Raw genomic sequence first — 24,423 nt, 5'->3', positions numbered from 1 at the left:
CCGGTGACGTTCGCTCACCGGGGTGACTCTCTTCAGGAGGCGATCGCCTCGCCTTCATCAAGATTGCTCTGCCGGTTCGATCGCTGCGTGAAGTACGTTTTATCTTCCCAGCGCAGGCAGGTCAGATCGCCGCCCCAGCAGCAGCCGGTATCCAGCGCGTAAATCCCTTCCGGCGTGCCTTTCCCTTCCAGCGAAGCCCAATGACCGAAGGCAATGCTGTACTCGCTGGCCACCGGCCCGGGAATAGCAAACCACGGCTTGAGCGGCGCGGGCGCGTTTTCCGGCGCCTCCTTGGCGTACATATCCAGTTGCCCGTTCGGGAAGCAGTAGCGCATGCGGGTAAAGGCGTTGGAGATAAAGCGCAGGCGCGCCAGGCCGCTGAGTTCGTTGCTCCAGTTGTTCGGCATATCGCCGTACATCGCATCGAGGAAGAACGGATAGGAGTCGCTGGCAAGTACGGCTTCCACATCGCGGGCGCACTGTTTGGCGGTTTCCAGATCCCACTGCGGGGTGATCCCGGCATGGGCCATGACCAGCTTTTTCTCTTCATCGATTTGCATCATCGGCTGACGACGCAGCCAGTTGAGCAGATCGTCGGCGTCCGGCGCCTCAAGCAGCGATTTCAGCCGATCCTTGGGTTTATTGCGGCTAATGCCCGCAAAGACCGCCAGCAGGTGCAGGTCATGATTGCCCAGAACGAGGCGTACGCTATCGCCAAGCTGTTTCACGAAACGCAGTACTTCGAGCGAACCGGGACCGCGCGCGACCAGGTCGCCCGTGAGCCACAGCGTATCAGTCTCAGGGTTAAACTCCACCTGCTCTAATAATGCGATCAGTTCATCGTAGCAACCGTGAACGTCGCCAATAAGGTATGTAGACATGTTTTAATGGATGAGAGTGGGTACTGCGAGACGGAAAACAGGGATTTCGATGGTGAACGGCGCGCCGTTCACATCGATCATCGCATAATGTCCCTGCATGGTGCCCAGCGGCGTTTCAATGACCGCGCCGCTGGTATATTGATATTCGCCGCCGGCCGGAATATGCGGCTGCTCGCCGACCACGCCTTCACCCTGGACTTCGGTCTCACGACCGTGGCCGTTGGTGATAAGCCAGTAGCGGCCAAGAAGCTGAACCTGCGTCCGCCCCAGATTGCGAATGGTCACGGTATAAGCGAAGACGTAGCGCTCTTCTTGCGGAGAAGATTGCGATTCGATGTAGACGCTTTGCACCTGTACACAAACTCGGGGCGAATTAATCATGGTTAGCTCTCCTTGGTGGGCGCGTTCTCAGATAACCAGTTAGCTAGCTGACAGTACTGCGCTACGGAAATATTCTCTGCGCGCTTCGCCGGATCGATGCCCAGTTCGGTCAGAACCTCAACGCTGAACAGGTTGCCGAGACTGTTGCGGATCGTTTTCCGACGCTGGTTAAAGGCTTCCGTCGTGATACGGCTCAGTACGCGCACTTCTTTCACCGGATGCGGCAGCGTGCGGTAAGGCACCAGACGCACCACGGCGGAATCGACTTTAGGCGGCGGCGTAAAGGCGCTCGGCGGAACTTCAAGCACCGGAATGATCTGGCAGTAGTACTGCGCCATTACGCTTAACCGACCATACGCCTTACTGTTCGGCCCGGCAACCAGGCGATTGACGACCTCTTTTTGCAGCATAAAGTGCATATCGGCAATGGCATCAGTATAGCTGAACAGATGGAACATCAGCGGGGTCGAGATGTTGTACGGCAGGTTGCCGAATACGCGCAGCGGCTGGCCCATGCTCTGCGACAGCTCGCCGAAGTTCATGGTCATCGCGTCCTGCTGATAAATCGTCAGCTTAGGTCCGAGGAACGGATGCGTCTGCAGACGAGCGGCCAGGTCGCGGTCCAGCTCGATAACGGTGAGCTGGTCGAGGCGTTCACCAACCGGTTCGGTCAGCGCGGCGAGGCCGGGGCCGATTTCAACAATCGCCTGGCCTTTTTGTGGATTGATGGCCGAGACAATGCTGTCGATCACAAACTGATCGTTGAGAAAGTTTTGCCCGAAGCGTTTACGGGCTAAGTGGCCCTGATGGACTCGATTATTCATTGAGTATTAACAATCATTTTAATGGCGAGATTAAGCGCCGTGATAAAACTGCCGACTTCCGCTTTCCCCTGGCCCGCAAGTTCAAGCGCGGTGCCGTGGTCAACGGAAGTGCGAATAAATGGTAAACCGAGCGTAATGTTCACGCCGCGGCCAAAGCCCTGGTATTTTAGCACGGGCAGGCCCTGATCGTGATACATCGCGAGTACCGCATCGGCATGGTCGAGGTATTTCGGCTGAAACAGGGTATCCGCCGGCAGCGGGCCGCTGAGATTCATCCCCTTCGCGCGCATCTCTTCGAGCACCGGAATGATGGTATCGATCTCTTCCGTCCCCATATGGCCGCCTTCGCCCGCGTGCGGGTTCAGGCCGCAAACCAGCACGTGTGGGTTGCTGATACCAAATTTGGTGCGCAGATCGTGATCCAGGATAGTGATGATTTCCCGCAGCAGCTCAGGGGTAATCGCATCGCTTATCGCTTTTAGCGGCAGGTGAGTGGTCACCAGCGCCACGCGCAGCGCTTCGGTCGCCAGCATCATCACCACTTTACTGGCCTGCGAGCGCTCTTCAAAGAACTCGGTATGACCGGTAAAGGCGATCCCCGCATCGTTAATAATGCCCTTGTGCACCGGCCCGGTAATCAGCGCGGCGAATTCGCCGTTCAGGCAGCCATCGCAGGCGCGGGCCAGCGTTTCCACCACGTAGCTGCCGTTGCTGACGTTGAGCACGCCCGGTTCAACCGGCGCGTTGAGCGCGACGGGGAGAAGGGTCAGGGTGCCTGCACGCTGCGGCGTAGCGGGAGCGGTGGGGTTGTATGGCAGAAGCGATAAAGGAAGACCGAGCAGGTTCGCCCGGTCAGACAGCAGAGCGCCATCGGCGCAGATCACCAGCTCTACCGGCCAGTCGCGCTGCGCAAGCTGCACAACGAGGTCGGGGCCAATCCCGGCGGGTTCACCGGGAGTGATAACAACTCGATTCATACACGTCATCCTTCAGGCGGTCTCTTACTGGCTGCGCTTCGTCGCCCCCGTCAGAGACCGGGGCGATTTGCTCAGCCGCCTCGATACACCCTGAGCGATGTTGTGTATGAGGCTAATGCAATTAGTTGCTCAGAACCTTCACGTAGGCGCTGGCGCGCTGTTCCTGCATCCAGGTCGCCGCTTCTTCAGAGAACTTACGGTTCATCAGCATGCGGTAAGCGCGATCTTTCTGCGCGGCGTCGGTTCTGTCGACGTTGCGGGTATCCAGCAGCTCAATCAGGTGCCAGCCGAAGGAGGAGTGAACCGGAGCGCTGGTCTGGCCTTTATTGAGGCGCAGAATGGCGTCGCGGAAGGCCGGATCGAAGATATCCGGCGTCGCCCAGCCTAAATCACCGCCCTGGTTGGCAGAGCCCGGATCTTCAGAGAACTCTTTTGCCGCTTTGGCAAAGGTGGTTTTTCCACTCTTAATATCAGCCGCGATCTGCTCCAGCTTCGCCCGAGCCTGATCGTCGTTCATGATCGGCGACGGTTTCAGCAGGATATGGCGAGCGTGAACTTCGGTCACGGAGATGTTCTGGCTGCCGCCGCGCATATCGTTAATTTTCAGGATATGGAAGCCCACGCCGGAACGTATCGGGCCGACGATATCGCCTTTTTTCGCGGTGCTCAGCGCCTGGGCGAAGATGCCCGGCAGTTCCTGAATCCGGCCCCAGCCCATCTGGCCGCCTTTCAGCGCCTGCTGGTCGGCAGAGTAGGTGATAGCCAGTTTGCCAAAGTCCGCGCCGCTGCGCGCCTGCTGAACCACTGAATTGGCCTGATCCTGAGCCTCTGCCACCTGCTCGGACGTTGGGTTTTCCGGCAGCGGGATCAGAATGTGGCTGAGATTCAGCTCGGTGCTGGCGTCGTTCTGATCGCCAATCTGTTTGGCCAGGGTTTCAACTTCCTGCGGCAGAACGGTGATACGACGACGGACTTCGTTGTTACGTACTTCCGAAATCAGCATCTCTTTACGAATCTGATTACGGTAGGTGCTGTAGTTAATACCGTCATAGGCCAGACGGCTGCGCATCTGATCCATGGTCATGTTGTTTTGTTTGGCGATGTTGGCGATGGCCTGGTCGAGCTGATCGTCAGAGATCTTCACGCCCATTTTCTGGCCCATCTGCAGGACAATCTGGTCCATGATCAGACGCTCAAGGATCTGATGACGCAGGGTGGCGTCATCCGGCAGCTGCTGCCCGGCCTGGCCGGCGTTCAGTTTTACCGATTGCATCAAGCCATCGACGTCGCTTTCAAGAACAACGCCATTATTGACGACAGCCGCTACTTTATCGACAACCTGTGGGGCAGCGAAACTGGTATTCGCGATCATGGCGATACCGAGAAGCAGCGTTTTCCAGTTCTTCATACTTTTTCCATTTCAATTAACCGCAATTGCGGATTACGTGTAAACCAGCCACATCACAGGGAGCTCTGGTACGGTAAAATGTTCGAACGCAGCATCTGCTGGGTGCCGAGACCGTAGTTGGAGCTCAGGCCGCGCAGCTCAATGTTAAAGCCGAAGGTGTTGTCGTATTTGCTTTCGCTGCTGCTGTTATCCCAGCCGTTGATCTTACGTTCATAGCCGACGCGGATAGCGTAGCAGCAGGAGCTATACTGAACCCCTAACATCTGGTTCGCTGACTTTCTGGTATTCGTGTCGTAGTAATACGCGCCGACGACTGCCCAACGATCGACGATTGGCCAGCTGGCGGTCATCCCCACCTGCGAGATACCATCTTTGTACTGCTTAGCGGTGGAATAAGACGGCAGGGTCGCCTGAATGTATTCCGGGCTCGCATAACGATAGTTAAGTTGTACTAAACGGTTTTCGTCGCGACGATATTCCACGGTTCCGCTGCCGGTTGCGACGTTATCCAGACGCGTATCGTACTGAATTCCCCCGCGTAAACCCCAGTCATCGGCGATGCGCCAGTAGGTATCGCCAGCCCATACCAGTGAACCTCGCGTGTCGTTGTTCTCCCAGTTGATGTTGTCGTCACCGGTACGTGCCTCGGTGAAATAGTAGATTTGACCAACGGAAATATTAAAACGTTCAACGGCGGCGGCATCATAAACGCGAGATGTGACGCCGGTGGAGACCTGGTTGGCGGAAGCGATACGGTCGAGGCCGCTATAGGTACGGTCGCGGAACAGGCCGCTGTAGTCCGACTGCAGCAGGGTTGAGTCGTAGCTGCCGATCTTGCTCTGGTCACGATAGGGGATATACAGATACTGCATCCGCGGTTCAAGCGTCTGGGTATAGTTCTCCTGCATATCGCGCTCGAAAACCATTTTACCATCGACTTTAAACTGCGGCATGACGCGGTTAACGGAGTCTTTGTAATCGGTACCGTTGGCCGCGTTGTAGTCATCAAGGTTGCTTTGCTGGTAATGGGTTGCCAGCAGTTTTGCCTCAGTATTGATGCTTCCCCAGCCGTTAGACAGCGGCAGATTGATGGTTGGCTCGAAGTGAACGCGCGTTGCTTCCGGCATTCTGCTGTTCGAGTTAACAAAATGCACCGCCTGGCCATAAAGATGGGTATCAAACGGGCCGACATCGTTCTGGTAGTAGTTCACGTCCAGCTGCGGCTCGGCGGAATAGGCGTTGCTTGAGTCGCGGTTAAAGACCTGGAACTGCTTGGTCGATACGGTGGCGTCAAAGTTCTGATTCGCGTAGCCGGCGCTGAGCTTCTGCGTCGCGTAGCCATCGGTACTGGAACCGTATTTAGAGCTGAAGTCGTTAAAGTAGTCCGGGTCGCTGACTTTGGTGTAGTCGGCGTTGAAGCGCCACACCTGGTCTACGACGCCAGAATGGTTCCAGTAGAACAGCCAGCGGCGGCTATTGCTGTCGCCAGAGTGATCGTCCTGGTAAATTTTATCCGAAGGCAGGTAGTCGAACTCGATTAAGCCGGTTCCTGCTTTGGTCAGATAGCGGAATTCGTTCTCCCACATGACGCCGCCGCGCTTGCTCATATAGTGCGGCGTCAGCGTGGCGTCGAAGTTCGGGGCGATGTTCCAGTAGTAAGGAAGATAGAACTCGACGCCGTTTTTGGTGCTGTATTTGGCATTGGGGATCAGGAAACCCGAACGACGCTTGTCGCCCACCGGCAGCTGCAGGTAGGGACTATAAAAAATCGGTACGGAACCGAGCTTGAAGCGGGCGTTCCAGATCTCAGCGACCTGTTCTTCGCGGTCGTGGATGACTTCACTGCCGACCACGCTCCAGGTGTCAGAGCCCGGCAAACAGGAGGTGAAGCTGCCGTTTTCTAAGATGGTATAGCGGTTTTCACCGCGCTGTTTCATCAGGTCAGCGGTACCGCGCCCCTGACGGCCAACCATTTGGTAATCGCCCTGCCAGACGTTGGTATCTTTGGTGTTCAGATTCGACCAGGCTTTCGGCCCTTTGAGGATCACCTGATTGTCGTCATAGTGAACGTTGCCGAGGGCGTCGACCGTGCGCACCGGCTGCGGCTGGCCCGCGGCCTGCTGCTGGTGAAGCTGCACTTCATCGGCCTGCAGTCGGCTGTTCCCCTGATTGATATCAACGTTGCCGGTAAATACGGCGTTATCAGGATAGTTGCCTTTCGCATGATCGGCATCGATCGTCACCGGCAGGTCGTTGGGTTTCCCTTCAACCAAAGGACGATTGTAGCTTGGTACGCCAAGCATACACTGCGTGGCGAGATCGGCAGCGAGGCCCTGTTGGCTATACAAGGCGCTGGCAATCATGGTGGCCAGGAGGCTGGGAATACGTTTTTTCATACGTTGTATTTGTTGTTCCGTCATCGTGTGGCAGCGGCTTGCAAACGGTCAGAGCCTAACGTACTCGTCTAAATCGCGCTAGTGTTAATCCTGCCCGTTTCGAGCCCGAGCGTTAGGCACCGTGTAGAATGACGAGTATGATAAAGCAAATTATAGGCTATGTCCCACAATTGACCGAGGCGTAAACGCTTTGTAACGTGCGGTCAGATATAGCTTAACTGGCGGCAGAGAGATTGGGGAGTCTATGCAGTATTTGGGTAAAATAATTGGCGTTGCGGTTGCGTTGATGATGGGCGGCGGCTTTTGGGGCGTGGTGCTGGGCTTCTTAATCGGGCATATGTTTGACCGCGCGCGCAGCCGCCGGCTGAACGTCTTTGCCAATCAGCAGGAGCGCCAGTCGCTGTTTTTCTCGACGACGTTTGAAGTGATGGGGCATCTGACCAAATCGAAAGGGCGCGTTACCGAAGCCGATATTCAGGTCGCCAATTTGCTGATGGATCGCATGAACCTGCACGGCGAAGCGCGTACCGCGGCTCAGCACGCGTTTCGCGTAGGGAAATCAGATGATTACCCGCTGCGGGAGAAAATGCGCCAGCTGCGCAGCGTCTGCTTTGGGCGTTTTGATTTAATTCGGATGTTTCTGGAAATTCAGCTGCAGGCGGCTTTCGCCGACGGCGAACTGCATCCCAACGAACGTGACGTGCTGTTTGTGATTGCCGACGAGCTGGGCATCTCCCGCGCTCAGTTCGAACAGTTCCTGCGCATGATGCAGGGCGGGGCGCAGTTTGGCGGCGGTTCGCAGCAGCAATCTTACGGCCAGCGCGGCGGCAACGCCGGCTGGCAGCAGGCGCAGCGCGGGCCAACCCTTGAAGATGCCTGCAATGTGCTGGGCGTCAAAGCGACCGACGATGCCGCCACCGTCAAGCGCGCCTATCGTAAGCTGATGAGCGAGCACCATCCGGATAAGCTGGTGGCGAAAGGGCTACCGCCGGAAATGATGGAGATGGCTAAGCAGAAAGCGCAGGAGATCCAGAAAGCCTGGGAGCTGATTAAAGAGCAGCGCGGCTTCTAAACGACCGGCCTCTCCCGGGCGGGAGAGGCGTCACGATGCGCCGACGGCGCGGCGGTACATACGCCGCGGATGGCCAATCTTGCCGTACAGCATTTCCACCTCCAGAAAGCCGATTTCCACGCAGTGCTCCAGATAGCGACGGGCCGTGGTTTTGCTCAAGCCAGCCTCGCTCACCACGTCATCAACCGAAAAGCAGCGCTCTTCTTCGCCGGTAAACAGGCTCTGCACCAGCGCCAGCGTTTTTTCTTCAATGCCTTTACTGCCGCTATCGGCTCGGTAGTTTTTAGCCTGCAGCTGATACAGCGAATCCACGTTCTGCTGGTCGACGATTTTCCATTCGCGCTGCTGATCGTAGAACTGCACGAACCGTTCAAGGGACTGGCTCAGGCGCTTCCATGATACCGGCTTAAGAATGTAGTCGAAGGCGCCGTTGCGGATTGCCTGGCTACAGGTTTCCATATCGCTGGCGGCGGTGATAAAGATCACCGAGCAGTTAGCATGGGCCATAATAGGGTCGTTCATCAGGGTGACCCCTTTGCCGTCCGGCAGGTAGTTATCCAGCAGCACCAGCTGCGGCGGTCTGGCGTTGAGTATCTGCCGCGCCTGGGCGAGAGAGGCCGCCGTGCCGGTCAGCCGCATGCGCGGGTGTTTCTGGATAAGCTCGGCGTGCAGCCGCGCCAGTTCGCTTTCATCTTCAACGATCAGGACATCGACCAGGTCATGATGCATAGTGCGTCTCTTCTTGCGGATGGGCTGGCCCGCTGGCGGGAATAAACAGCGTGAAAATCGCCCCGCGCGGCGCGTTGTCGGCCACTTCAATCGTGCCGCCAGCCTGGGTGACATAGCGCTCAATAAGATACAGTCCAATACCGTGATCGCCGCGGGTTTTGGTGGTGACGCCGCGCTCAAATATATGCTCGCGGATCTCCGGACGAATACCAACGCCGCGATCGGCGACTTCAATCATTAATTCCCGGGCGTTGAGCTGAATCAGGATCTCGACCGGTTCGTGCGGCAGTTCAGCGCGCTGGGTGGCTTCAATGGCGTTATCCAGCAGATTACCGATGATAGAGATAAGCTCGGACTCCATCAACGACGGCAGCGGGCGGTCGATGCGGCAGGCCGGGTCAAAGCTCAGCTCAACCCCTTTTTCCCGCGCGCGGGCGGCTTTACCCAGCAGCAGGCCGCACAGCGTCGGCGAATTAAAGTGCGATGAAATAAAGTCCAGCAGCTCCTGGGCATGCTCCGACTGCGCCTGAATATAGCGAATCGCCTCGTCATAGTGGCCCATATGCAGCAGGCCGGAGAGGGTCGTCATCCGGTTGAGCTGTTCATGGCGCATGATGCGCAGATTATCAACGTAGCGTTTTACCTGGCTGAGCTGGGCGCTCAGGGAGTTGATTTCATCGCGGTCGCGGAAGGTGATCACCCAGCCCTGTAGCGCATTCTCCAGCATGATTCGCACCCGGCTGGCGAGTACCGTCAGCTGATTAAAACGGCACAGCTCGTCGTGGGTATCGCTTTCGAACATCTCTCCGCCGGCGAAAAACGGCTGCGGCGTAATGACGCTATCGATAGACTTACCGCGCAGCTGGTGCGCGGGCTGGCTCAGTCCGAGCAGGCTGCGGGCGGCGTGGTTTATCACTTCAATACGCCGGTGATGGTCAATCACAATCACCCCTTCGTATATCGACTCCATCATCGCTTTTTGCTGACGCACCAGCAGGCCGATTTCGCGCGGCTCCAGCGAGAAAATTTGTTTCTTAATGCTGCGGGTGAAGTACCAGGAGAAGATAAACAGCGCGATAAGCAGCAGCACCGCGGCGATGAAGATATTGATGACTTTTGCCAGCGTGATGCTGTCGAGATAGCTGGTGAGGTAGCCGACGGAGACAATGCCAACGACCCGACCCGCGTCATCGAAAATGGGCGCTTTGCTGCGCAGGGAAATACCGAGTCCCCCTTTGCGGATGGTGGTCGTGCTTTTCCCCTCAAGTACCGGCTGGTTATCGCCGCCAACCAGCCGCGTGCCGACCCACTCCGGATGGACAGAGTGAAACAGATGCACGCCCCGCTTATCGCCAATGACGATAAAACTGGCGTCGCTGTGGGCGGCGATATTTTGCATAAAGGACTTTATCGCCAGCGCGTCTTCACGCGCCACCTGCTGACGTAAATCCGGCATCAGCGCGATTTCTTCTGCCTGTATTTTCGCGCGGGCGCTCATTTCCTGATAAAGCTGATGGCTGGCGTCGAAATAGTAATACACGCCCAGCAGCGCAAACAGCACTGAGAAAAAAGCGACCAGCGAAATGAACAGCTTAAACTGAAATGAAACCTTCATAAATATAATGCACAGTATCAGGGATACGGCAGCGTATCATTTTTTCGCTGCCGGCATCGTGGCTGAGGGAAACCGGTGAACGTCACAAGAGCGTCCGGGAACCAGAATTATCCGCTGGCGGGGAATTTATCAAGGTTAATCAGGCGCTGGATTTAAAAACCTTAAAAACCACGGCAATAAATCAGAGCGGTTTCACAATAATAATATACCCGTCATACTTCAAGTTGCATGTGCGTTGGCCGCGTTCGTTCACCCCAGTCACTTACCGGAGTAAGCTCCTGGGGATTCACTCACTTGCCGCGTTACTCGGCCTGCGGCCTCGCCCCTTCGGGGCCAGCGCAAGCGCTGTTCAAAAACGCCAGGCGTCTTTGTCCTGCAACTCGGATTATTTAGGGTATAGAAACCATAAAAACCATAGTGACCATTAAAACTTCTTTTTTAATCTGCCGATCCTCACATTAACTCCGCGCGTGGTCCTCTAACCTGAAAAGTAATAATAACCAGAGGGCTTAATTATGAGCACCACAGACAATGCATTCTCTGCAACCATCGACCCTATTAATACGCCGAAACCCGCGCTTAAGCAGCGCTGGTGGCATATCCTCGATAACTGGAAAGTCGGTATTATCCCGCTGCCGCTCTTTTTGCTGGCCGGCGGCCTGATCGCGCTGGACTGCCTGGGCGGCAAGCTGCCGAGCGATATCGTCGTGATGGTAGCGACGCTGGCCTTTTTCGGTTTTGCCTGCGGTGAATTCGGTAAACGGCTGCCGGTACTCGGCAAGCTCGGCGCGGCGGCCATCTGCGCGACCTTCATCCCTTCTGCGCTGGTGCATTACGGCCTGCTGCCGGAGGTGGTGGTGGAATCGACCACTAAATTCTATAAGTCGACCAACATTCTTTATCTTTATATCTGCTGCATTATCGTCGGCAGCATTATGAGCATGAACCGCACCACGCTGATTCAGGGCTTTCTGCGGATTTTCTTCCCGATGCTGTGCGGCGAAATCGTCGGCATGTTGGTCGGCGTCGGCGTCGGTACCGCGCTGGGGCTGGAGCCGTTTCAGGTGTTTTTCTTTATCGTCCTGCCGATCATGGCCGGTGGCGTAGGCGAGGGGGCGATCCCGCTGTCGATTGGCTACGCCGCGCTGATGCATATGGATCAGGGCGTGGCGCTTGGGCGCGTGCTGCCGATGGTGATGCTGGGCAGCCTGACGGCGATCGTTATCTCCGGCTGTTTGAACCAGCTGGGCAAGCGTTTCCCGCATTTGACCGGGGAGGGGCAGCTGATGCCGAACCGCCGCAACGAGACGCATCGCGAAACGCCCGTCGAGGGCAAAATGGACGTGACAACGCTGGCCTCCGGCGCGCTGCTGGCGGTGCTGCTCTATATGCTGGGTATGCTGGGGCAGAAGACCATCGGCCTGCCCGCGCCGGTGGGCATGCTGTTCCTCGCGGTGCTGCTGAAGCTGGTGAACGGCGTCTCTCCGCGCCTGCAGGAGGGGTCGCAGATGGTGTATAAGTTCTTCCGTACGGCGGTCACCTATCCGATTCTGTTTGCCGTCGGCGTGGCGATCACTCCGTGGCAGGAGCTGGTCAACGCCTTTACCGTGACCAATTTGCTGGTGATTATCAGCACCGTAACGGCGCTGGTGGCGACCGGTTTCCTGGTCGGCAAAAAGATTGGCATGTACCCGATTGACGTGGCGATTGTCTCCTGCTGCCAGAGCGGTCAGGGCGGTACCGGCGACGTGGCGATTCTGACCTCCGGCAACCGCATGAACCTGATGCCGTTCGCGCAGATCGCAACCCGGATCGGCGGCGCGATTAATGTTTCGCTGGGTCTGCTGTTCCTCAGTCACTTTCTGGCCTGATTTAACTTTTTTATAACCGCTAAGTCTGCTTTTTCGTGCTAAATGGCGCAGAAAATATCTGCGCCCCGTCTCCAAAACAGGGATCGTTTAGCGATACAATCAGCGCCATTATTCGCGACTGCGACGGCAGCCTGTCCGCTGCCTTTTATTAAGTGAGGAGAGAAACAAATGTCAGTGGATACTCTCGCCCGTGAGGGCGTAAGCATGGAAGCGCTGCTGGCGGCGAAAGAGCAGCGCGCCGCGCGCCAGGCCGACTGGTTAGCCCATTATCAGCGGCCGGTGATTTCGCTGACCCTGGTGACGCCGGGCGCGGTGAAAGACAGCATTCGCTACCGTAATATGATGGGGGTGGCGCTGCAGGCCTGCGATCAGATGCTGTGGAAACACCGCTGGCAGACGCTGGATCGCCAGGTGCTGTGGCTGCCGACCGGGCCGGAAGCGCTGTGGTGCGTCGATCACGCCGCCAGTGAAATCAAAGCCTTCTGTACCGATCTTGAGCATACCCATCCGCTGGGCCGCCTGTGGGATATTGACGTCATTTGCCCGAAAAATGGCCTGGTTGGCCGTCAGTCAATGGGGGAGAACCAGCGCCGCTGCCTGCTGTGCGACGAGCCCGCGCACGCCTGCGCGCGCAGCCGCCGTCATGACACCGGGCAGGTTGTGGCCCGCGTTGAGCAGATGATTGATGCGTGGTTTGCCCGCGACTGACGCCCGTTTTCCGCGGCATTGATGAGCGAGGAGTAGCCCGGGTGAGCCGCTGGCGGCACGACCCGGGACAGAGAGGTACGGTCAGAAGTCGATCGGCGCGCGAAACGTCATCGTATTACCGAAAGCGGGGTGGGTGATGGTCAGCGTTTCGGCGTGCAGCAGCAGACGAGGCGCCATGGCCAGCGCTTCCGGCGACGCATAAAAGCGGTCGCCAAGAATCGGATGGCCCAGCGCCAGCATATGCACGCGCAGCTGATGCGAACGCCCGGTAATCGGCTTCAGGCGCACGCGGGCGGTGTTGTCCACCGCCAACTCCAGCACTTCATACTCGGTTTGTGCCGCTTTGCCGGTTTCGTAACACACCTTCTGCTTTGGCCGGTTCGGCCAGTCGCAAATCAGCGGTAAATCCACCAGACCCTCGGTTTTCTCCGGATGCCCCCAGACGCGGGCGACGTACTGCTTTTTCGGCTCCCGTTCGCGGAACTGCCGCTTCAGCTCGCGCTCTGCCGCTTTGGTCAGGGCCACCACAATCACGCCGCTGGTCGCCATATCCAGCCGGTGCACCGACTCGGCCTGCGGGAAGTCGCGCTGAACGCGCGCCATCACGCTGTCTTTGTGCTCGGCAAGCCGGCCCGGCACGGACAACAGGCCGCTTGGCTTGTTGACCACCATAATGTGCTCATCCTGGTAGAGGATAACCAGCCAGGGATCCTGCGGCGGATTGTAGTTTTCCATCGCCATATTCGCGTTCCGTTACTGGTGGGTGACCACGATTAAGCGCAGCGCATCCAGGCGCCAGCCCGCCTGCGCCAGCGCGTCCATAACCTGCTGACGGTTGCTCTCGATAGCCGCCAGTTCATCATCGCGGATGTTCGGGTTCACGGCGCGCAGCGCTTCAAGGCGCGACAGCTCGGCCGTCAGTTTATCGTCGGCTTCTTTACGCGCGGCGTCGATCAGCGCCTGGGCCGCTTTGGCTACCTGGCCTTCGCCCTGCTGTAAAATCGCGTGGACGTCCTGCTGGACGGCGTTGACCAGCTTGCTGCCGGTGTGGCGGTTAACCGCGCTCAGCTGACGGTTGAAGCTTTCGAACTCCACCTGACCGGCGAGGTTGTTGCCGTTTTTGTCGAGCAGCATGCGCACCGGCGTCGGCGGCAGGAAGCGGTTGAGCTGCAGATGCTTCGGCGCCTGTGCTTCAACGACGTAAATCAGCTCCAGCAGCAGAGTACCTACCGGCAGCGCTTTATTCTTCAGCAGCGAAATGGTGCTGCTGCCGGTATCGCCGGAGAGGATCAGATCCAGACCGTTGATAATCAACGGATGCTCCCAGGTGATGAACTGCGCGTCTTCGCGGGACAGGGCGACGTCACGCTCAAAGGTAATGGTGCAGCCATCTTCCGGCAGGCCCGGGAAATCCGGGACCAGCATATGGTCGGAGGGGGTCAGGACAATCAGATTCTCACCGCGATCGTCCTGGTTGATGCCGACGATATCAAACAGGTTCATGGAGAAGGCGATCAGGCTGGTGTCGTCATCCTGTTCTTCAATGCTTTCCGCAAGCTGCTGGGCTTTTTCTCCGCCGTTGGAGTGGATCTCCAGCAGACGGTCGCGGCCCTGTTCCAGCTGCGCTTTCAGCGCTTCATGCTGCTGGCGGCAGGCTTTGATCAGGTCGTCAAAGCCGTCGGTATTTTCCGGGGTGGCAAGATAGTTGATCAGTTCGTTATGCACGCTGTCGTAGACGGTACGGCCGGTCGGGCAGGTGTGCTCGAACGCGTCCAGGCCTTCGTGATACCAGCGCACCAGCACCGACTGAGCGGTTCTTTCCAGATAGGGAACGTGGATCTGAATATCGTGAGCCTGGCCGATACGGTCAAGACGGCCGATACGCTGCTCCAGCAGATCCGGGTTGAACGGCAGGTCGAACATCACCAGATTGCTGGCGAACTGGAAGTTGCGGCCTTCAGAGCCGATCTCAGAACACAGCAGCACCTGAGCGCCGGTATCTTCCTCGGCGAACCAGGCGGCGGCGCGGTCGCGTTCGATAATCGACATCCCTTCGTGGAACACCGCGGCGCGAATGCCTTCGCGCTCGCGCAGGACCTGCTCCAGCTGCAGCGCGGTGGCCGCTTTGGCGCAGATGACCAGTACTTTCTGCGAGCGGTGGCTGGTGAGATGGCCCATCAGCCATTCAACGCGCGGATCGAAGTTCCACCAGGTGCCGGTATCGCCTTCAAATTCCTGATAAATCTGCTCCGGATAGAGCATGTCGCGGGCGCGCTCTTCGGCGGTTTTGCGGGCGCCCATAATGCCGGAAACTTTAATGGCCGTCTGGTACTGGGTCGGCAGCGGCAGACGAATCGTATGCAGCTCGCGTTTCGGGAAACCTTTGACACCGTTACGGGTGTTGCGGAACAGCACGCGGCTGGTGCCGTGGCGGTCCATCAGCATCGACACCAGCTCCTGACGAGCGGCCTGGGCATCATCGCGATCGCTGTTGGCGGCCTGCAATAATGGTTCAATATCCTGTTCGCCGATCAGATCGCTCAGCGCGTTCAGATCGGCGTCGCTCAGCTTATTACCGGCCAGCAGCAGGGCGACCGCGTCGGCAACCGGACGGTAGTTCTGCTGCTCTTCAACAAACTGGGCGAAGTCGTGGAAACGGTTGGGGTCGAGCAGGCGCAGGCGGGCGAAGTGGCTCTCCATTCCCAGCTGCTCCGGCGTCGCGGTGAGCAGCAGAATGCCCGGCACGCATTCGGCCAGCTGTTCAATCGCCTGATATTCCCGGCTCGGGGCGTCTTCGCTCCAGACCAGGTGGTGCGCTTCATCAACGACCATCAGATCCCATTCGGCTTCGCACAGGTGTTCCAGGCGCTGCTTGCTGCGGCGCACGAAATCCAGCGAACAGATCACCAGCTGTTCGGTTTCGAACGGGTTAATCGCGTCGTGCTGCGCTTCGGCATAACGCTCATCGTCAAACAGCGAGAAGCGCAGGTTAAAGCGGCGCAGCATTTCCACCAGCCACTGGTGCTGCAGGGTTTCCGGGACGACGATCAGGACGCGTTCCGCGGCGCCGGAGAGCAGCTGCTGATGCAGGATCATCCCGGCTTCAATGGTTTTACCTAAACCTACTTCATCCGCCAGCAGGACGCGCGGCGCGTGGCGGCGGCCAACGTCGTGGGCGATATTCAGCTGATGCGGGATCAGGCTGGTGCGCTGGCCGCGCAGGCCGCTCCACGGCATGCGGTACTGTTCGCTCTGGAATTTACGCGCGCGATAGCGCAGGGCGAAACGATCCATACGGTCGATCTGTCCGGCGAACAGACGGTCCTGCGGTTTGCTGAAGACCAGCTTGCTGTCGAGGAGCACTTCACGCAGGGTAACGTTGGCTTCCTGGGTATCGAGGCGGGTGCCGGTGTAGGCCAGCAGACCGTTCTCTTCATTAACTTCGTCAACCTGGAGTTGCCAGCCTTCGTGGCTGGTGATGGTATCGCCCGGGTTAAACATCACGCGGGTGATTGGGGAGTCGTTGCGTGCGTACAGACGGTTTTCGCCGATGGCGGGGAAAAGCAGGGTCACCATGCGCGCGTCCAGCGCAACGACCGTCCCTAATCCCAGTTCGCTCTCTGTGTCGCTAATCCAGCGTTGACCAAGTGTAAAAGGCATATATGTTCGGCTCTTTAGTTCTTTGATTGCAGGCAATAGTTGAGCATCTCCATGGAGAATCGGAGATACGTCAAAATTGGGTCCAGGAATGGAAAGGGCGCTATATTACTGGATGGCGGAACGTTCGTCACGTCCTCCTCACCCTTCATTTTGCGGCTTTTGCGCCAGCGGAATGAGTGAGAAAAAATCAAAATAGCCCCAGCTGCCCCGTCACTATTGTAGCAAAATCGTCGTCGACAAAGGGAAGTATTCCTTCGGCGACAGGCTCTAATTGCTTAGAAAGATAGTGTTCATAATCCAGCGGTGATTGCTGATAATCCACCGGCTCCGGCCCGCCGGTGGTCCAGACGTATTTAATGCTGCCGCGCTGCTGATACTGCTGCGGCCTGCCCAGCCTGACGTTTTGCTCATCAGCGAGCCTGGCCGCGCGCACGTGCGGCGGCACGTTGCGCTGATACTCCGCCAGCGGACGGCGCAGGCGCTTGCGGTAGACCAGCCGATCGTCAAGCTCGCCGTTCATCAGCTTATCAATGGTTTCGCGCACGTAATCGCGATAGGGCTGATGGCGGAAAATGCGCAGATAAAGCTCCTGCTGAAACTGCTGGGCCAGCGGCGTCCAGTCGGTGCGTACCGTCTCCAGCCCTTTAAACACCATGCGCTGCTCGCTGCCTTCCTGAATCATCCCGGCGTAGCGCTTTTTACTGCCGGTATCCGCGCCGCGAATGGTGGGCATGAGAAAGCGGCAGAAGTGGGTTTCGAACTCCAGCTCGAGGGTGCTGACAAGCCCCTCTTTGCTCAGCTCCGCCGCCCACCATTCGTTGACAAAGGCCACCAGCGAGCGGCCGATGCTGCTGGCTTCCTCTTCGCTGTGGGACCGTTTGAGCCACACGAAGGTGGAGTCGGTATCGCCGTAGATAACGTCATAGCCCTGGGATTCAATCAGCGCTTTGGTCTGGCGCATAATCGCGTGGCCGCGCATGGTGATGGATGAGGCCAGACGCGGATCGAAAAAGCGGCAGGCGCTGGTACCGAGCACGCCGTAGAAGGCGTTCATAATGATTTTCAGCGCCTGCGACAGCGGTTTGTTTTTATGCTGCTTGGCCTCGTCGCGCCCGTGCCAGATTTGCCCGACGATCCCCGGCAGGCAGTGTTTTTCTCGCGAGAAGCGCGCGCCGAGAAAGCCTTCGGTGCTGTGAGCGTCATCGGGCTGCGCCAGACCTTCCACAAGTCCCACCGGGTCGATCAGAAAGGTGCGGATAATCGACGGGTACAGGCTTTTGTAGTCCAGCACCAGCACCGAGTCGTAGAGGCCGGGGCGGGAGTCCATCACGTAGCCGCCGGGGCTGGCCTGCGGCGGCACTTCACCGAGGTTCGGCGCGACGTAGCCGAGCCGGTGCATGCGCGGGAAATAGAGATGGCTGAAGGCGGCGACCGAACCGCCGTGGCGATCCGCAGGCAGGCCGTTGACCGTCGCGCGCTCCAGCAAAAACGGCATGATCTCGGTTTTGTGGAAGATGCGCGTGACCAGCTCGCAGTCCTGCAGGTTATAGGTGGCCAGCGCCGGTTTATCCAGGTGAAAGCGGCGATCGATTTCATCCATCCGATCCCAGGGATTATCAATGGCTTTGCCCTCGCCGAGCAGCTCGCGGGCGACCGACTCCAGCGCAAAAGAGGAGAAGTTCCAGAACGCGGATTTCAGCGCCTCGATGCCATCGATAATCAGGCGGCCGTTGGCCTGAGCAAAGAAGACGCCATTCTTAAAACCGTGTTCGCGCCACTCCAGTTCGCTGTTGCCGCGGCCGAGCAGCAGCGGGATGCGATAGCGCTCGGCGTGCTTTTGCAGGACGCGTAAATCAAACTGCACCACGTTCCAGCCGATCAGCACGTCCGGGTCGTGGGCGGCAAACCAGGCGTTAAGCTTTTCCAGCAGCAGCGGGCGGCTGGCGACGTACTCCAGTTCGAAATCGACGGCAGGCAGGGTGGCCGGTTCCGGCCCTAACATATAGACGACCCGCTGGCCGCAGCCTTCAAGGCCGATGCAGTAGAGCTCGCCGTGGCGGCTGGTTTCGATGTCCAGCGACACCCATTTCAAGGGCGGCCGGTAGTGGGGATTGGGCTTCATCCGCGCGTTGACCAGCCGCTGGCCGCGCGCCTCGCCTTCAACCCACACCGGGGCGGTGATAAAGCGCTCCATCAGATAGCGCTCCGGCGGGCGAACGTCGCCTTCATATACCGTGACGCCGTTTTCGCGCAGCTTTTTTTCCAGCCGCATCAGCTGGCGGTGAGCGCGGCAGTAGAGACCAAAGACCCGCTGGCGATGAAAATCTTGCAGAGTGAGCGCAGCAAGGCGATGGCCGTTTTCGCCCAGCAGCAGGCGTTCAGCCTGCGGGCGCTGCGATTCGGGAATGAACGCGACGGATTCCTGCGGCGGCAGGGTGACTTCAAGCGGGCCGTCATCGGTCGCCAGCCAGAATGTCAGTTCGGTGCCCTGCGGGGTATCCCGCCAGTGACGGGTGAGTAAAAAACCTGCTCGTGGCTGCGTCACGCCGTGCTCTCATCAGTAAAAACCAGGCCTGATTATAGCCTGGTTCACCGAATGATGCTGGGGTTTTATACAGGTGTGGCGCGCTGTTTCCCGGACTTATTCCGGGCTACCAGCCTGTAGCCCGGCTAAGCGCAGCGCGAGCCGGGAATGCTGTGGCGTTACTGCCCGTAATAGGCTTTCGCGCCGTGTTTGCGCAGATAGTGTTTATCCAGCAGCGTCTGCTGCATCTCCGGCAGCTGCGGCGCCAGCTGGCGGCAGAAGATGCCCATATAGGCGATCTCTTCCAGCACGATAGCGTTATGCACCGCGTCTTCGGCGTTTTTCCCCCAGGCAAACGGGCCGTGCGAGTGCACCAGCACGCCGGGCATTTGCGCCGGATCGATGCCTTTTTCACGGAAGGTTTCAACGATCACTTCGCCGGTTTGCCATTCGTACTCGCCGTTGATCTCATCGTCGGTCATCAAACGGGTACAGGGGACCGCGCCGTAGAAATAGTCGGCGTGGGTGGTGCCGGTAGCGGGAATCGACTGTCCGGCCTGCGCCCAGATGGTGGCGTGACGCGAATGGGTATGAACAATGCCGCCCAGCGTCGGGAATGCCTGATACAGCAGACGGTGGGTTGGCGTATCCGACGAGGGCTTTTTCTTGCCTTCCACCACGTCGCCGGTCTCCAGGCTGACCACCACCATATCCTCGGCGGTCATGACGCTGTAGTCGACGCCGGAGGGTTTAATCACCAGCACGCCCCGTTCACGGTCGACGGCGCTGACGTTGCCCCAGGTGAGGGTAACCAGATTGTGCTTTGGCAGGGCCAGGTTGGCTTCGAGAACCTGGCGTTTGAGATCTTCTAACATACTGTGCTCCGAATTGCTGGCGAGTCAGTTCCCCTCACCCACACCCCAAGGGAGAGGGTGAGGGGACGGCCCCTTAGCGTTTTGAACCGTAATACACTTCGTTCCAGCGCAGCGCGTCCTTGAAGGAGGGCAGACGGGTTTCGTTATCAATCACGGTCAGCTCGATATCCTGCAGCTCAGCAAACTGGCGCATATCGTCGAGGGTGAGCGCATGGCTGAAGACGGTGTGGTGCGCGCCGCCAGCGATGATCCAGGCTTCGGACGCGGTGCGCAGATCCGGATGCGCTTTCCACAAGGCGTTGGCCACCGGCAGCTTCGGCAGTTCGTGCGGCGTTTTCACCGTCTCAATGGTGTTCACCAGCAGACGATAGCGATCGCCGAGATCGATCAGGCTGGCGACGATCGCCGGGCCGGTCTGGGTGTTAAAGATGATGCGCGCCGGATCGGCTTTCCCGCCGATGCCCAGCGGCTGCACGTCGAGAATCGGTTTTTCAGGGGTGGCGATGGTCGGGCAGACTTCCAGCATATGCGAGCCCAGCGCCAGATCGTTGCCTTTCTCGAAGTGGTAGGTGTAATCCTCCATAAAGGAGGTGCCGCCCTGCAGACCGGTTGCCATCACCTTCATGATGCGAAGCAGAGCGGCGGTTTTCCAGTCGCCCTCGCCCGCAAAGCCGTAGCCCTGCTGCATCAGACGCTGCACGGCGAGACCCGGAAGCTGTTTCAGGCCGTGTAAATCTTCAAAGGTGGTGGTGAACGCGTGGAAGCCGCCCTGTTCCAGGAAGCGCTTCATCCCCAGCTCAATGCGCGCGGCATCGAGAAGGTTCTGCCGCTTATCGCCGTGGATTTGCACCGCGGGGGTCAGGCGATAGCTGCTTTCGTACTCATCCACCAGGGCGCTGATTTCACCGTCGGTGACCGCATTGACGACCTGCACCAGATCGCCCACCGCCCAGGTGTTAACCGAGAAGCCAAACTTAATCTGCGCGGCGACTTTATCCCCGTCGGTGACCGCCACTTCGCGCATGTTATCGCCGAAACGGCACACTTTCAGGTGGCGGGTATCCTGTTTAGAGACCGCCTGGCGCATCCACGCGCCGATGCGCTGATGGGCTTCTTTATCCTGCCAGTGGCCGGTCACCACGCTGTGCTGCTGACGCATGCGGGCGCCGATGAAGCCAAATTCGCGGCCGCCGTGGGCGGTCTGGTTCAGGTTCATAAAGTCCATATCGATGCTGTCCCACGGCAGGGCCGCGTTGAACTGGGTATGGAACTGCATCAGCGGTTTATTCAGGATCGTAAGGCCATTGATCCACATTTTCGCCGGCGAGAAGGTATGCAGCCACACCACCATCCCGGCGCACTTATCATCGTAGTTTGCGTCGCGGCAGATATGGGTGATCTCATCCGGCGTGGTACCCAGCGGCTTAAGCACCAGTTTGCACGGCAGTTTGGCTTCCGCATTCAGGCTGTTCACCACATGTTCTGCGTGCTTTGTCACCTGACGTAGCGCTTCAGGGCCGTACAGATGCTGGCTACCGATAACGAACCACACTTCATAGTTATTAAAAATCGTCATTTTCATGTCCTTAATGGGTGAGGGCTGCCTGAGATTGCGGCGCGGATTCCGCTTTTGCAGTCGAAGGGAGATAACGTTGTTCCGCGCTGAGCGACCACTGCTGGTAGCGCTGATAGAGTTGTTCGAAGCGTTGCGCCTGCGCCGGACGAGGCTGCAGGGTACTTTCCACCTGGCTGGCCATGTTTTCCTGTGCGGCAGGGATATCGCGGTATACGCCGGCGGCAACGGCGGCGAAGATAGCCGCGCCCAGGGCGCAGCACTGATCGGACGCGACGATTTGCAGCGGGCGATTCAGCACATCGCAGCAGGCCTGCATGATCACCGGGTTTTTGCGCGCGATGCCGCCGAGCGCCATCACGTTATTGACCGGGATCCCCTGTTCGGTGAAGCACTCCATAATGGCGCGGGCGCCAAAAGCGGTGGCGGCAATCAGTCCGCCGAACAGCGCCGGGGCGTCGGTGGCGAGGTTCAGATCGGTAATGACCCCTTTCAGACGCTGGTTGGCATTCGGTGTACGGCGGCCGTTAAACCAGTCCAGCACCACCGGCAGGTGGTCAAGAGACGGATTTTTTGCCCATGCGTCGGTCAGCGCGGGCAGCAGCTGTTTCTGGCTGGCTTTGATCTGCTCTTTGAGTTCCGGGTGGGCCTGCGCCAGCTGCTCCAGCGGCCAGCCGAGAATGCGGCCAAACCAGGCGTAGATGTCGCCAAAAGCGGATTGCCCCGCTTCCATACCGATAAAGTCAGGCACGACGCTGCCGTCGACCTGGCCGCAAATCCCTTTCACCGTGCGCTCGCCAACGCTCTGTTTATCGGCGATCAGAATGTCGCAGGTGGAGGTGCCGATAACTTTGACCAGCGCGTTTGGCTGCGCACCGGCGCCGACGGCGCCCATATGGCAGTCGAATGCGCCGCCGGAGATGGCGACGGTTTGCGGCAGGCCCAGGCGCGCGGCCCATTCGGCGGTGAGCGTGCCGACCGGGACATCCGCAGTCCAGGTATCGCTGAACATCGGGTAGGCCAGGCTCTGGTTGATTATCGGGTCGAGTTCATCGAAGAAACCGGCAGGCGGCAGTCCGCCCCAGCTTTCATGCCACAGGGATTTGTGCCCGGCGCTGCAGCGGCCGCGACGAATATCCTGCGGGCGGGTGGTCCCGGAAAGCAGGGCCGGCACCCAGTCGCACAGCTCAATCCACGACGCGGCGGCCTCGGCGACGGCGCTGTCCTGGCGGGTCACGTGGAGGATCTTGGCCCAGAACCATTCGCTGGAGTAGATACCGCCGATATAGCGGGAGTAATCCTCTTTGCCCGGCTGGTGGCACAGGCGGGTAATCGCCTCCGCCTCCTCCACCGCGGTATGGTCCTTCCACAGCACGAACATGGCGTTGGGGTTGCTGGCGAATTCGTCGCGCAGCGCCAGCACGTTGCCGTCGGCGTCGATGGGCGCGGGGGTGGAGCCGGTGCTGTCAACGCCGATACCCACCACGGCAGCGCGCTGTTCGGCGCTAAGGGATGTGAGGACGCTTTTCAGCGCGGCTTCCATTGATTCGATATAGTCGCGTGGATGATGGCGGAACTGGTTGTTCGGACCATCGCAAAATAGCCCCTCCTGCCAGCGCGGATACCACTCGACGCTTGCGGCGAGCTCTTCGCCGGTCGCGCACTCTACCGCCAGGGCGCGTACTGAATCACTGCCAAAATCGAGGCCAATCGCAATTGCCATACTGTTACTCCATGCTAAAAATCATTCATGGTGAAACAGTAGATATCTGGGCTGAAAACCGTCAGGCCGTATTCGCTAATCTTATGGACTATATTGCTGTGACGTCGCAAAGTGTGACGCCGTGCAAATATTCAATGTGGACTTTCCTGCCGTCTTTATAGACACTTCAGTTATGCGCTGAAAGCGCCTGAACTGTGCGCTGTGCTCAGTTTTTATCGAGAAGAGGCGGGTTTTAATTCATTTTCTAACCCGCGTCGCAGCATGAGCGACCAGCCAGAGGATAAAATACAAGGTATGGACAATTGGTGTCCTTAACGTCTCCTGGAGAGCAGAGTTTATGGCCGAAACGCAAAACGATCCTTTGTTGCCGGGTTACTCTTTTAACGCCCATCTGGTGACGGGCCTGACGCCAATTGAAGCCGATGGCTATCTTGATTTCTTTATTGACCGTCCGCTGGGCATGAAGGGCTATATCCTTAATCTGACGATTCGCGGCGAAGGGGTGATCAATAACCACGGAGAGCAGTTTATCTGCCGGCCTGGCGATATGCTGCTGTTCCCGCCGGGAGAAATTCACCATTATGGCCGCCATCCCGATGCCCGCGAGTGGTATCACCAGTGGGTCTATTTCCGGCCGCGCGCCTACTGGCATGAATGGCTTAACTGGCCAACGATTTTTGCCCAGACCGGCTTTTTCCGCCCGGATGAGCAGTGGCAGGCGCGCTTTGGCGAACTGTTCGGGCAGATTGTGGAAGCCGGGCAGGGCGCCGGGCGTTACTCCGAGCTGCTGGCGATCAATCTTATGGAGCAGCTGCTGCTCAGGCGCATGGAAGCTATCAACGAATCGCTGCATCCGCCGCTGGATAACCGGGTGCGCGATGCCTGCCAGTACATCAGCGATCATCTGGCGGACAGCCATTTCGATATTGCCAGCGTCGCCCAGCACGTGTGCCTGTCGCCGTCGCGCCTGTCGCATCTGTTCCGCCAGCAGCTGGGGATCAGCGTACTGGGGTGGCGGGAGGATCAGCGCATTAGCCAGGCTAAGCTGCTACTGAGCACGACGCGGATGCCGATCGCGACCGTTGGCCGTAACGTCGGTTTTGAGGACCAGCTCTACTTTTCGCGCGTGTTTAAGAAATGCACCGGCGCCAGCCCGAGCGAGTTTCGCGCAGGGTGTGAATAAAAAGTAAAGAAAGTGAAATGATG

At 58.5% G+C, this 24,423-nt stretch carries 18 protein-coding genes; 4 read left to right on the top strand and 14 right to left on the bottom strand.

Translation table 11 applies throughout. From position 1 onward, the window contains the following. Nucleotides 1–32: 32 nt before the first annotated feature. The 6 genes from apaH to lptD form a co-directional block, all read right to left on the bottom strand. Nucleotides 33–881, bottom strand: a complete 849-nt coding sequence (gene apaH / locus ABLU87_RS05680; protein ID WP_014227890.1) for a bis(5'-nucleosyl)-tetraphosphatase (symmetrical) ApaH — start codon at nucleotides 879–881, stop codon at nucleotides 33–35. A gap of 3 nt (nucleotides 882–884) precedes the next feature. Then, nucleotides 885–1,262, bottom strand: coding sequence for a Co2+/Mg2+ efflux protein ApaG (apaG, locus tag ABLU87_RS05675; protein WP_004098526.1), 378 nt, complete (start codon nucleotides 1,260–1,262; stop codon nucleotides 885–887). A 2-nt stretch (nucleotides 1,263–1,264) separates the two neighbouring features. Next, nucleotides 1,265–2,086: a 16S rRNA (adenine(1518)-N(6)/adenine(1519)-N(6))-dimethyltransferase RsmA gene (gene rsmA, locus ABLU87_RS05670; RefSeq protein ID WP_004098527.1), complete on the bottom strand. Its 822-nt coding sequence runs from the start codon at nucleotides 2,084–2,086 to the stop codon at nucleotides 1,265–1,267. Further along, entirely contained in the window at nucleotides 2,083–3,072 is a 990-nt protein-coding gene (gene pdxA, locus ABLU87_RS05665) for a 4-hydroxythreonine-4-phosphate dehydrogenase PdxA (RefSeq protein WP_025106472.1), read from the bottom strand. The genes rsmA and pdxA overlap by 4 nt, the downstream gene beginning before the upstream one ends. 112 nt (nucleotides 3,073–3,184) lie before the next feature. Next, on the bottom strand, nucleotides 3,185–4,471 hold the full coding sequence (surA, locus tag ABLU87_RS05660) for a peptidylprolyl isomerase SurA (protein ID WP_004098530.1): 1,287 nt from the start codon (nucleotides 4,469–4,471) through the stop codon (nucleotides 3,185–3,187). A gap of 53 nt (nucleotides 4,472–4,524) precedes the next feature. Next, complete coding sequence (lptD, locus tag ABLU87_RS05655) at nucleotides 4,525–6,867, bottom strand: LPS assembly protein LptD (protein WP_014227893.1); 2,343 nt, start codon at nucleotides 6,865–6,867, stop codon at nucleotides 4,525–4,527. Nucleotides 6,868–7,111: 244 nt separating this feature from the next. On the opposite strand from lptD, the gene djlA reads away from it, so the two are divergent. After that, nucleotides 7,112–7,939: a co-chaperone DjlA gene (gene djlA / locus ABLU87_RS05650; protein WP_014837387.1), complete on the top strand. Its 828-nt coding sequence runs from the start codon at nucleotides 7,112–7,114 to the stop codon at nucleotides 7,937–7,939. Between the two features lie 30 nt (nucleotides 7,940–7,969). On the opposite strand, the gene ABLU87_RS05645 is transcribed toward djlA, so the two are convergent. Together ABLU87_RS05645 and ABLU87_RS05640 are read right to left on the bottom strand one after the other, a co-directional pair. Then, nucleotides 7,970–8,668 (bottom strand): response regulator, encoded by a 699-nt coding sequence (locus ABLU87_RS05645; protein ID WP_049084487.1) that lies wholly within the window; start codon nucleotides 8,666–8,668, stop codon nucleotides 7,970–7,972. Continuing rightward, nucleotides 8,658–10,283 carry a sensor histidine kinase gene (locus ABLU87_RS05640; RefSeq protein WP_049080572.1) on the bottom strand — a complete coding sequence of 542 codons (1,626 nt, stop codon included), beginning with the start codon at nucleotides 10,281–10,283 and terminating at the stop codon, nucleotides 8,658–8,660. Before ABLU87_RS05640 ends, ABLU87_RS05645 begins: the two co-directional genes overlap by 11 nt. A gap of 515 nt (nucleotides 10,284–10,798) precedes the next feature. Here ABLU87_RS05640 and ABLU87_RS05635 point away from each other — a divergent pair. Then, nucleotides 10,799–12,154 carry a 2-hydroxycarboxylate transporter family protein gene (locus ABLU87_RS05635; RefSeq protein WP_122117123.1) on the top strand — a complete coding sequence of 452 codons (1,356 nt, stop codon included), beginning with the start codon at nucleotides 10,799–10,801 and terminating at the stop codon, nucleotides 12,152–12,154. 168 nt (nucleotides 12,155–12,322) lie between these two features. Further along, nucleotides 12,323–12,862, top strand: a complete 540-nt coding sequence (gene citX, locus ABLU87_RS05630; protein WP_004098536.1) for a citrate lyase holo-[acyl-carrier protein] synthase — start codon at nucleotides 12,323–12,325, stop codon at nucleotides 12,860–12,862. Nucleotides 12,863–12,943: 81 nt separating this feature from the next. Here the strand turns inward: citX and rluA are convergent, their stop codons facing one another. The 6 genes from rluA to araB all read right to left on the bottom strand — a co-directional run bounded on the left by rluA (nucleotide 12,944) and on the right by araB (nucleotide 23,217). Further along, complete coding sequence (rluA, locus tag ABLU87_RS05625) at nucleotides 12,944–13,603, bottom strand: bifunctional tRNA pseudouridine(32) synthase/23S rRNA pseudouridine(746) synthase RluA (protein WP_014837390.1); 660 nt, start codon at nucleotides 13,601–13,603, stop codon at nucleotides 12,944–12,946. Nucleotides 13,604–13,615: 12 nt separating this feature from the next. Beyond that, nucleotides 13,616–16,522: an RNA polymerase-associated protein RapA gene (gene rapA, locus ABLU87_RS05620; protein WP_025106476.1), complete on the bottom strand. Its 2,907-nt coding sequence runs from the start codon at nucleotides 16,520–16,522 to the stop codon at nucleotides 13,616–13,618. Between the two features lie 187 nt (nucleotides 16,523–16,709). Continuing rightward, the gene (gene polB / locus ABLU87_RS05615; protein WP_116280271.1) at nucleotides 16,710–19,067 is read right to left on the bottom strand and encodes a DNA polymerase II; all 2,358 of its coding nucleotides are present in this window, start codon (nucleotides 19,065–19,067) and stop codon (nucleotides 16,710–16,712) included. Nucleotides 19,068–19,225: 158 nt separating this feature from the next. Further along, the gene (gene araD, locus ABLU87_RS05610) at nucleotides 19,226–19,921 is read right to left on the bottom strand and encodes an L-ribulose-5-phosphate 4-epimerase (protein WP_014227900.1); all 696 of its coding nucleotides are present in this window, start codon (nucleotides 19,919–19,921) and stop codon (nucleotides 19,226–19,228) included. A gap of 73 nt (nucleotides 19,922–19,994) precedes the next feature. Continuing rightward, nucleotides 19,995–21,497 (bottom strand): L-arabinose isomerase, encoded by a 1,503-nt coding sequence (araA, locus tag ABLU87_RS05605; protein ID WP_004098541.1) that lies wholly within the window; start codon nucleotides 21,495–21,497, stop codon nucleotides 19,995–19,997. Nucleotides 21,498–21,507: 10 nt separating this feature from the next. After that, on the bottom strand, nucleotides 21,508–23,217 hold the full coding sequence (araB, locus tag ABLU87_RS05600) for a ribulokinase (protein WP_122117122.1): 1,710 nt from the start codon (nucleotides 23,215–23,217) through the stop codon (nucleotides 21,508–21,510). Nucleotides 23,218–23,554: 337 nt separating this feature from the next. On the opposite strand from araB, the gene araC reads away from it, so the two are divergent. Next, nucleotides 23,555–24,400, top strand: coding sequence for an arabinose operon transcriptional regulator AraC (gene araC / locus ABLU87_RS05595; protein WP_004098545.1), 846 nt, complete (start codon nucleotides 23,555–23,557; stop codon nucleotides 24,398–24,400). Nucleotides 24,401–24,423 lie beyond the last annotated feature (23 nt).

The organism is Klebsiella sp. CB_Kp196, assembly GCF_040061575.1.
GTDB lineage: Bacteria > Pseudomonadota > Gammaproteobacteria > Enterobacterales > Enterobacteriaceae > Klebsiella > Klebsiella michiganensis.
The sequence above is the reverse complement of the archived record's forward strand: the minus strand, read 5'-3'. Positions and strand labels throughout refer to the sequence as shown.

Excerpts from the sequence above, each read along its gene's own strand:
- apaH (WP_014227890.1), bottom strand. The coding sequence starts at position 881 with ATGTCTACATACCTTATTGGCGACGTTCACGGTTGCTACGATGAACTG.
- apaG (WP_004098526.1), bottom strand. The coding sequence starts at position 1,262 with ATGATTAATTCGCCCCGAGTTTGTGTACAGGTGCAAAGCGTCTACATC.
- rsmA (WP_004098527.1), bottom strand. The coding sequence starts at position 2,086 with ATGAATAATCGAGTCCATCAGGGCCACTTAGCCCGTAAACGCTTCGGG.
- pdxA (WP_025106472.1), bottom strand. The coding sequence starts at position 3,072 with ATGACGTGTATGAATCGAGTTGTTATCACTCCCGGTGAACCCGCCGGG.
- surA (WP_004098530.1), bottom strand. The coding sequence starts at position 4,471 with ATGAAGAACTGGAAAACGCTGCTTCTCGGTATCGCCATGATCGCGAAT.
- lptD (WP_014227893.1), bottom strand. The coding sequence starts at position 6,867 with ATGAAAAAACGTATTCCCAGCCTCCTGGCCACCATGATTGCCAGCGCC.
- djlA (WP_014837387.1), top strand. The coding sequence starts at position 7,112 with ATGCAGTATTTGGGTAAAATAATTGGCGTTGCGGTTGCGTTGATGATG.
- ABLU87_RS05645 (WP_049084487.1), bottom strand. The coding sequence starts at position 8,668 with ATGCATCATGACCTGGTCGATGTCCTGATCGTTGAAGATGAAAGCGAA.
- ABLU87_RS05640 (WP_049080572.1), bottom strand. The coding sequence starts at position 10,283 with ATGAAGGTTTCATTTCAGTTTAAGCTGTTCATTTCGCTGGTCGCTTTT.
- ABLU87_RS05635 (WP_122117123.1), top strand. The coding sequence starts at position 10,799 with ATGAGCACCACAGACAATGCATTCTCTGCAACCATCGACCCTATTAAT.
- citX (WP_004098536.1), top strand. The coding sequence starts at position 12,323 with ATGTCAGTGGATACTCTCGCCCGTGAGGGCGTAAGCATGGAAGCGCTG.
- rluA (WP_014837390.1), bottom strand. The coding sequence starts at position 13,603 with ATGGCGATGGAAAACTACAATCCGCCGCAGGATCCCTGGCTGGTTATC.
- rapA (WP_025106476.1), bottom strand. The coding sequence starts at position 16,522 with ATGCCTTTTACACTTGGTCAACGCTGGATTAGCGACACAGAGAGCGAA.
- araD (WP_014227900.1), bottom strand. The coding sequence starts at position 19,921 with ATGTTAGAAGATCTCAAACGCCAGGTTCTCGAAGCCAACCTGGCCCTG.
- araA (WP_004098541.1), bottom strand. The coding sequence starts at position 21,497 with ATGACGATTTTTAATAACTATGAAGTGTGGTTCGTTATCGGTAGCCAG.
- araB (WP_122117122.1), bottom strand. The coding sequence starts at position 23,217 with ATGGCAATTGCGATTGGCCTCGATTTTGGCAGTGATTCAGTACGCGCC.
- araC (WP_004098545.1), top strand. The coding sequence starts at position 23,555 with ATGGCCGAAACGCAAAACGATCCTTTGTTGCCGGGTTACTCTTTTAAC.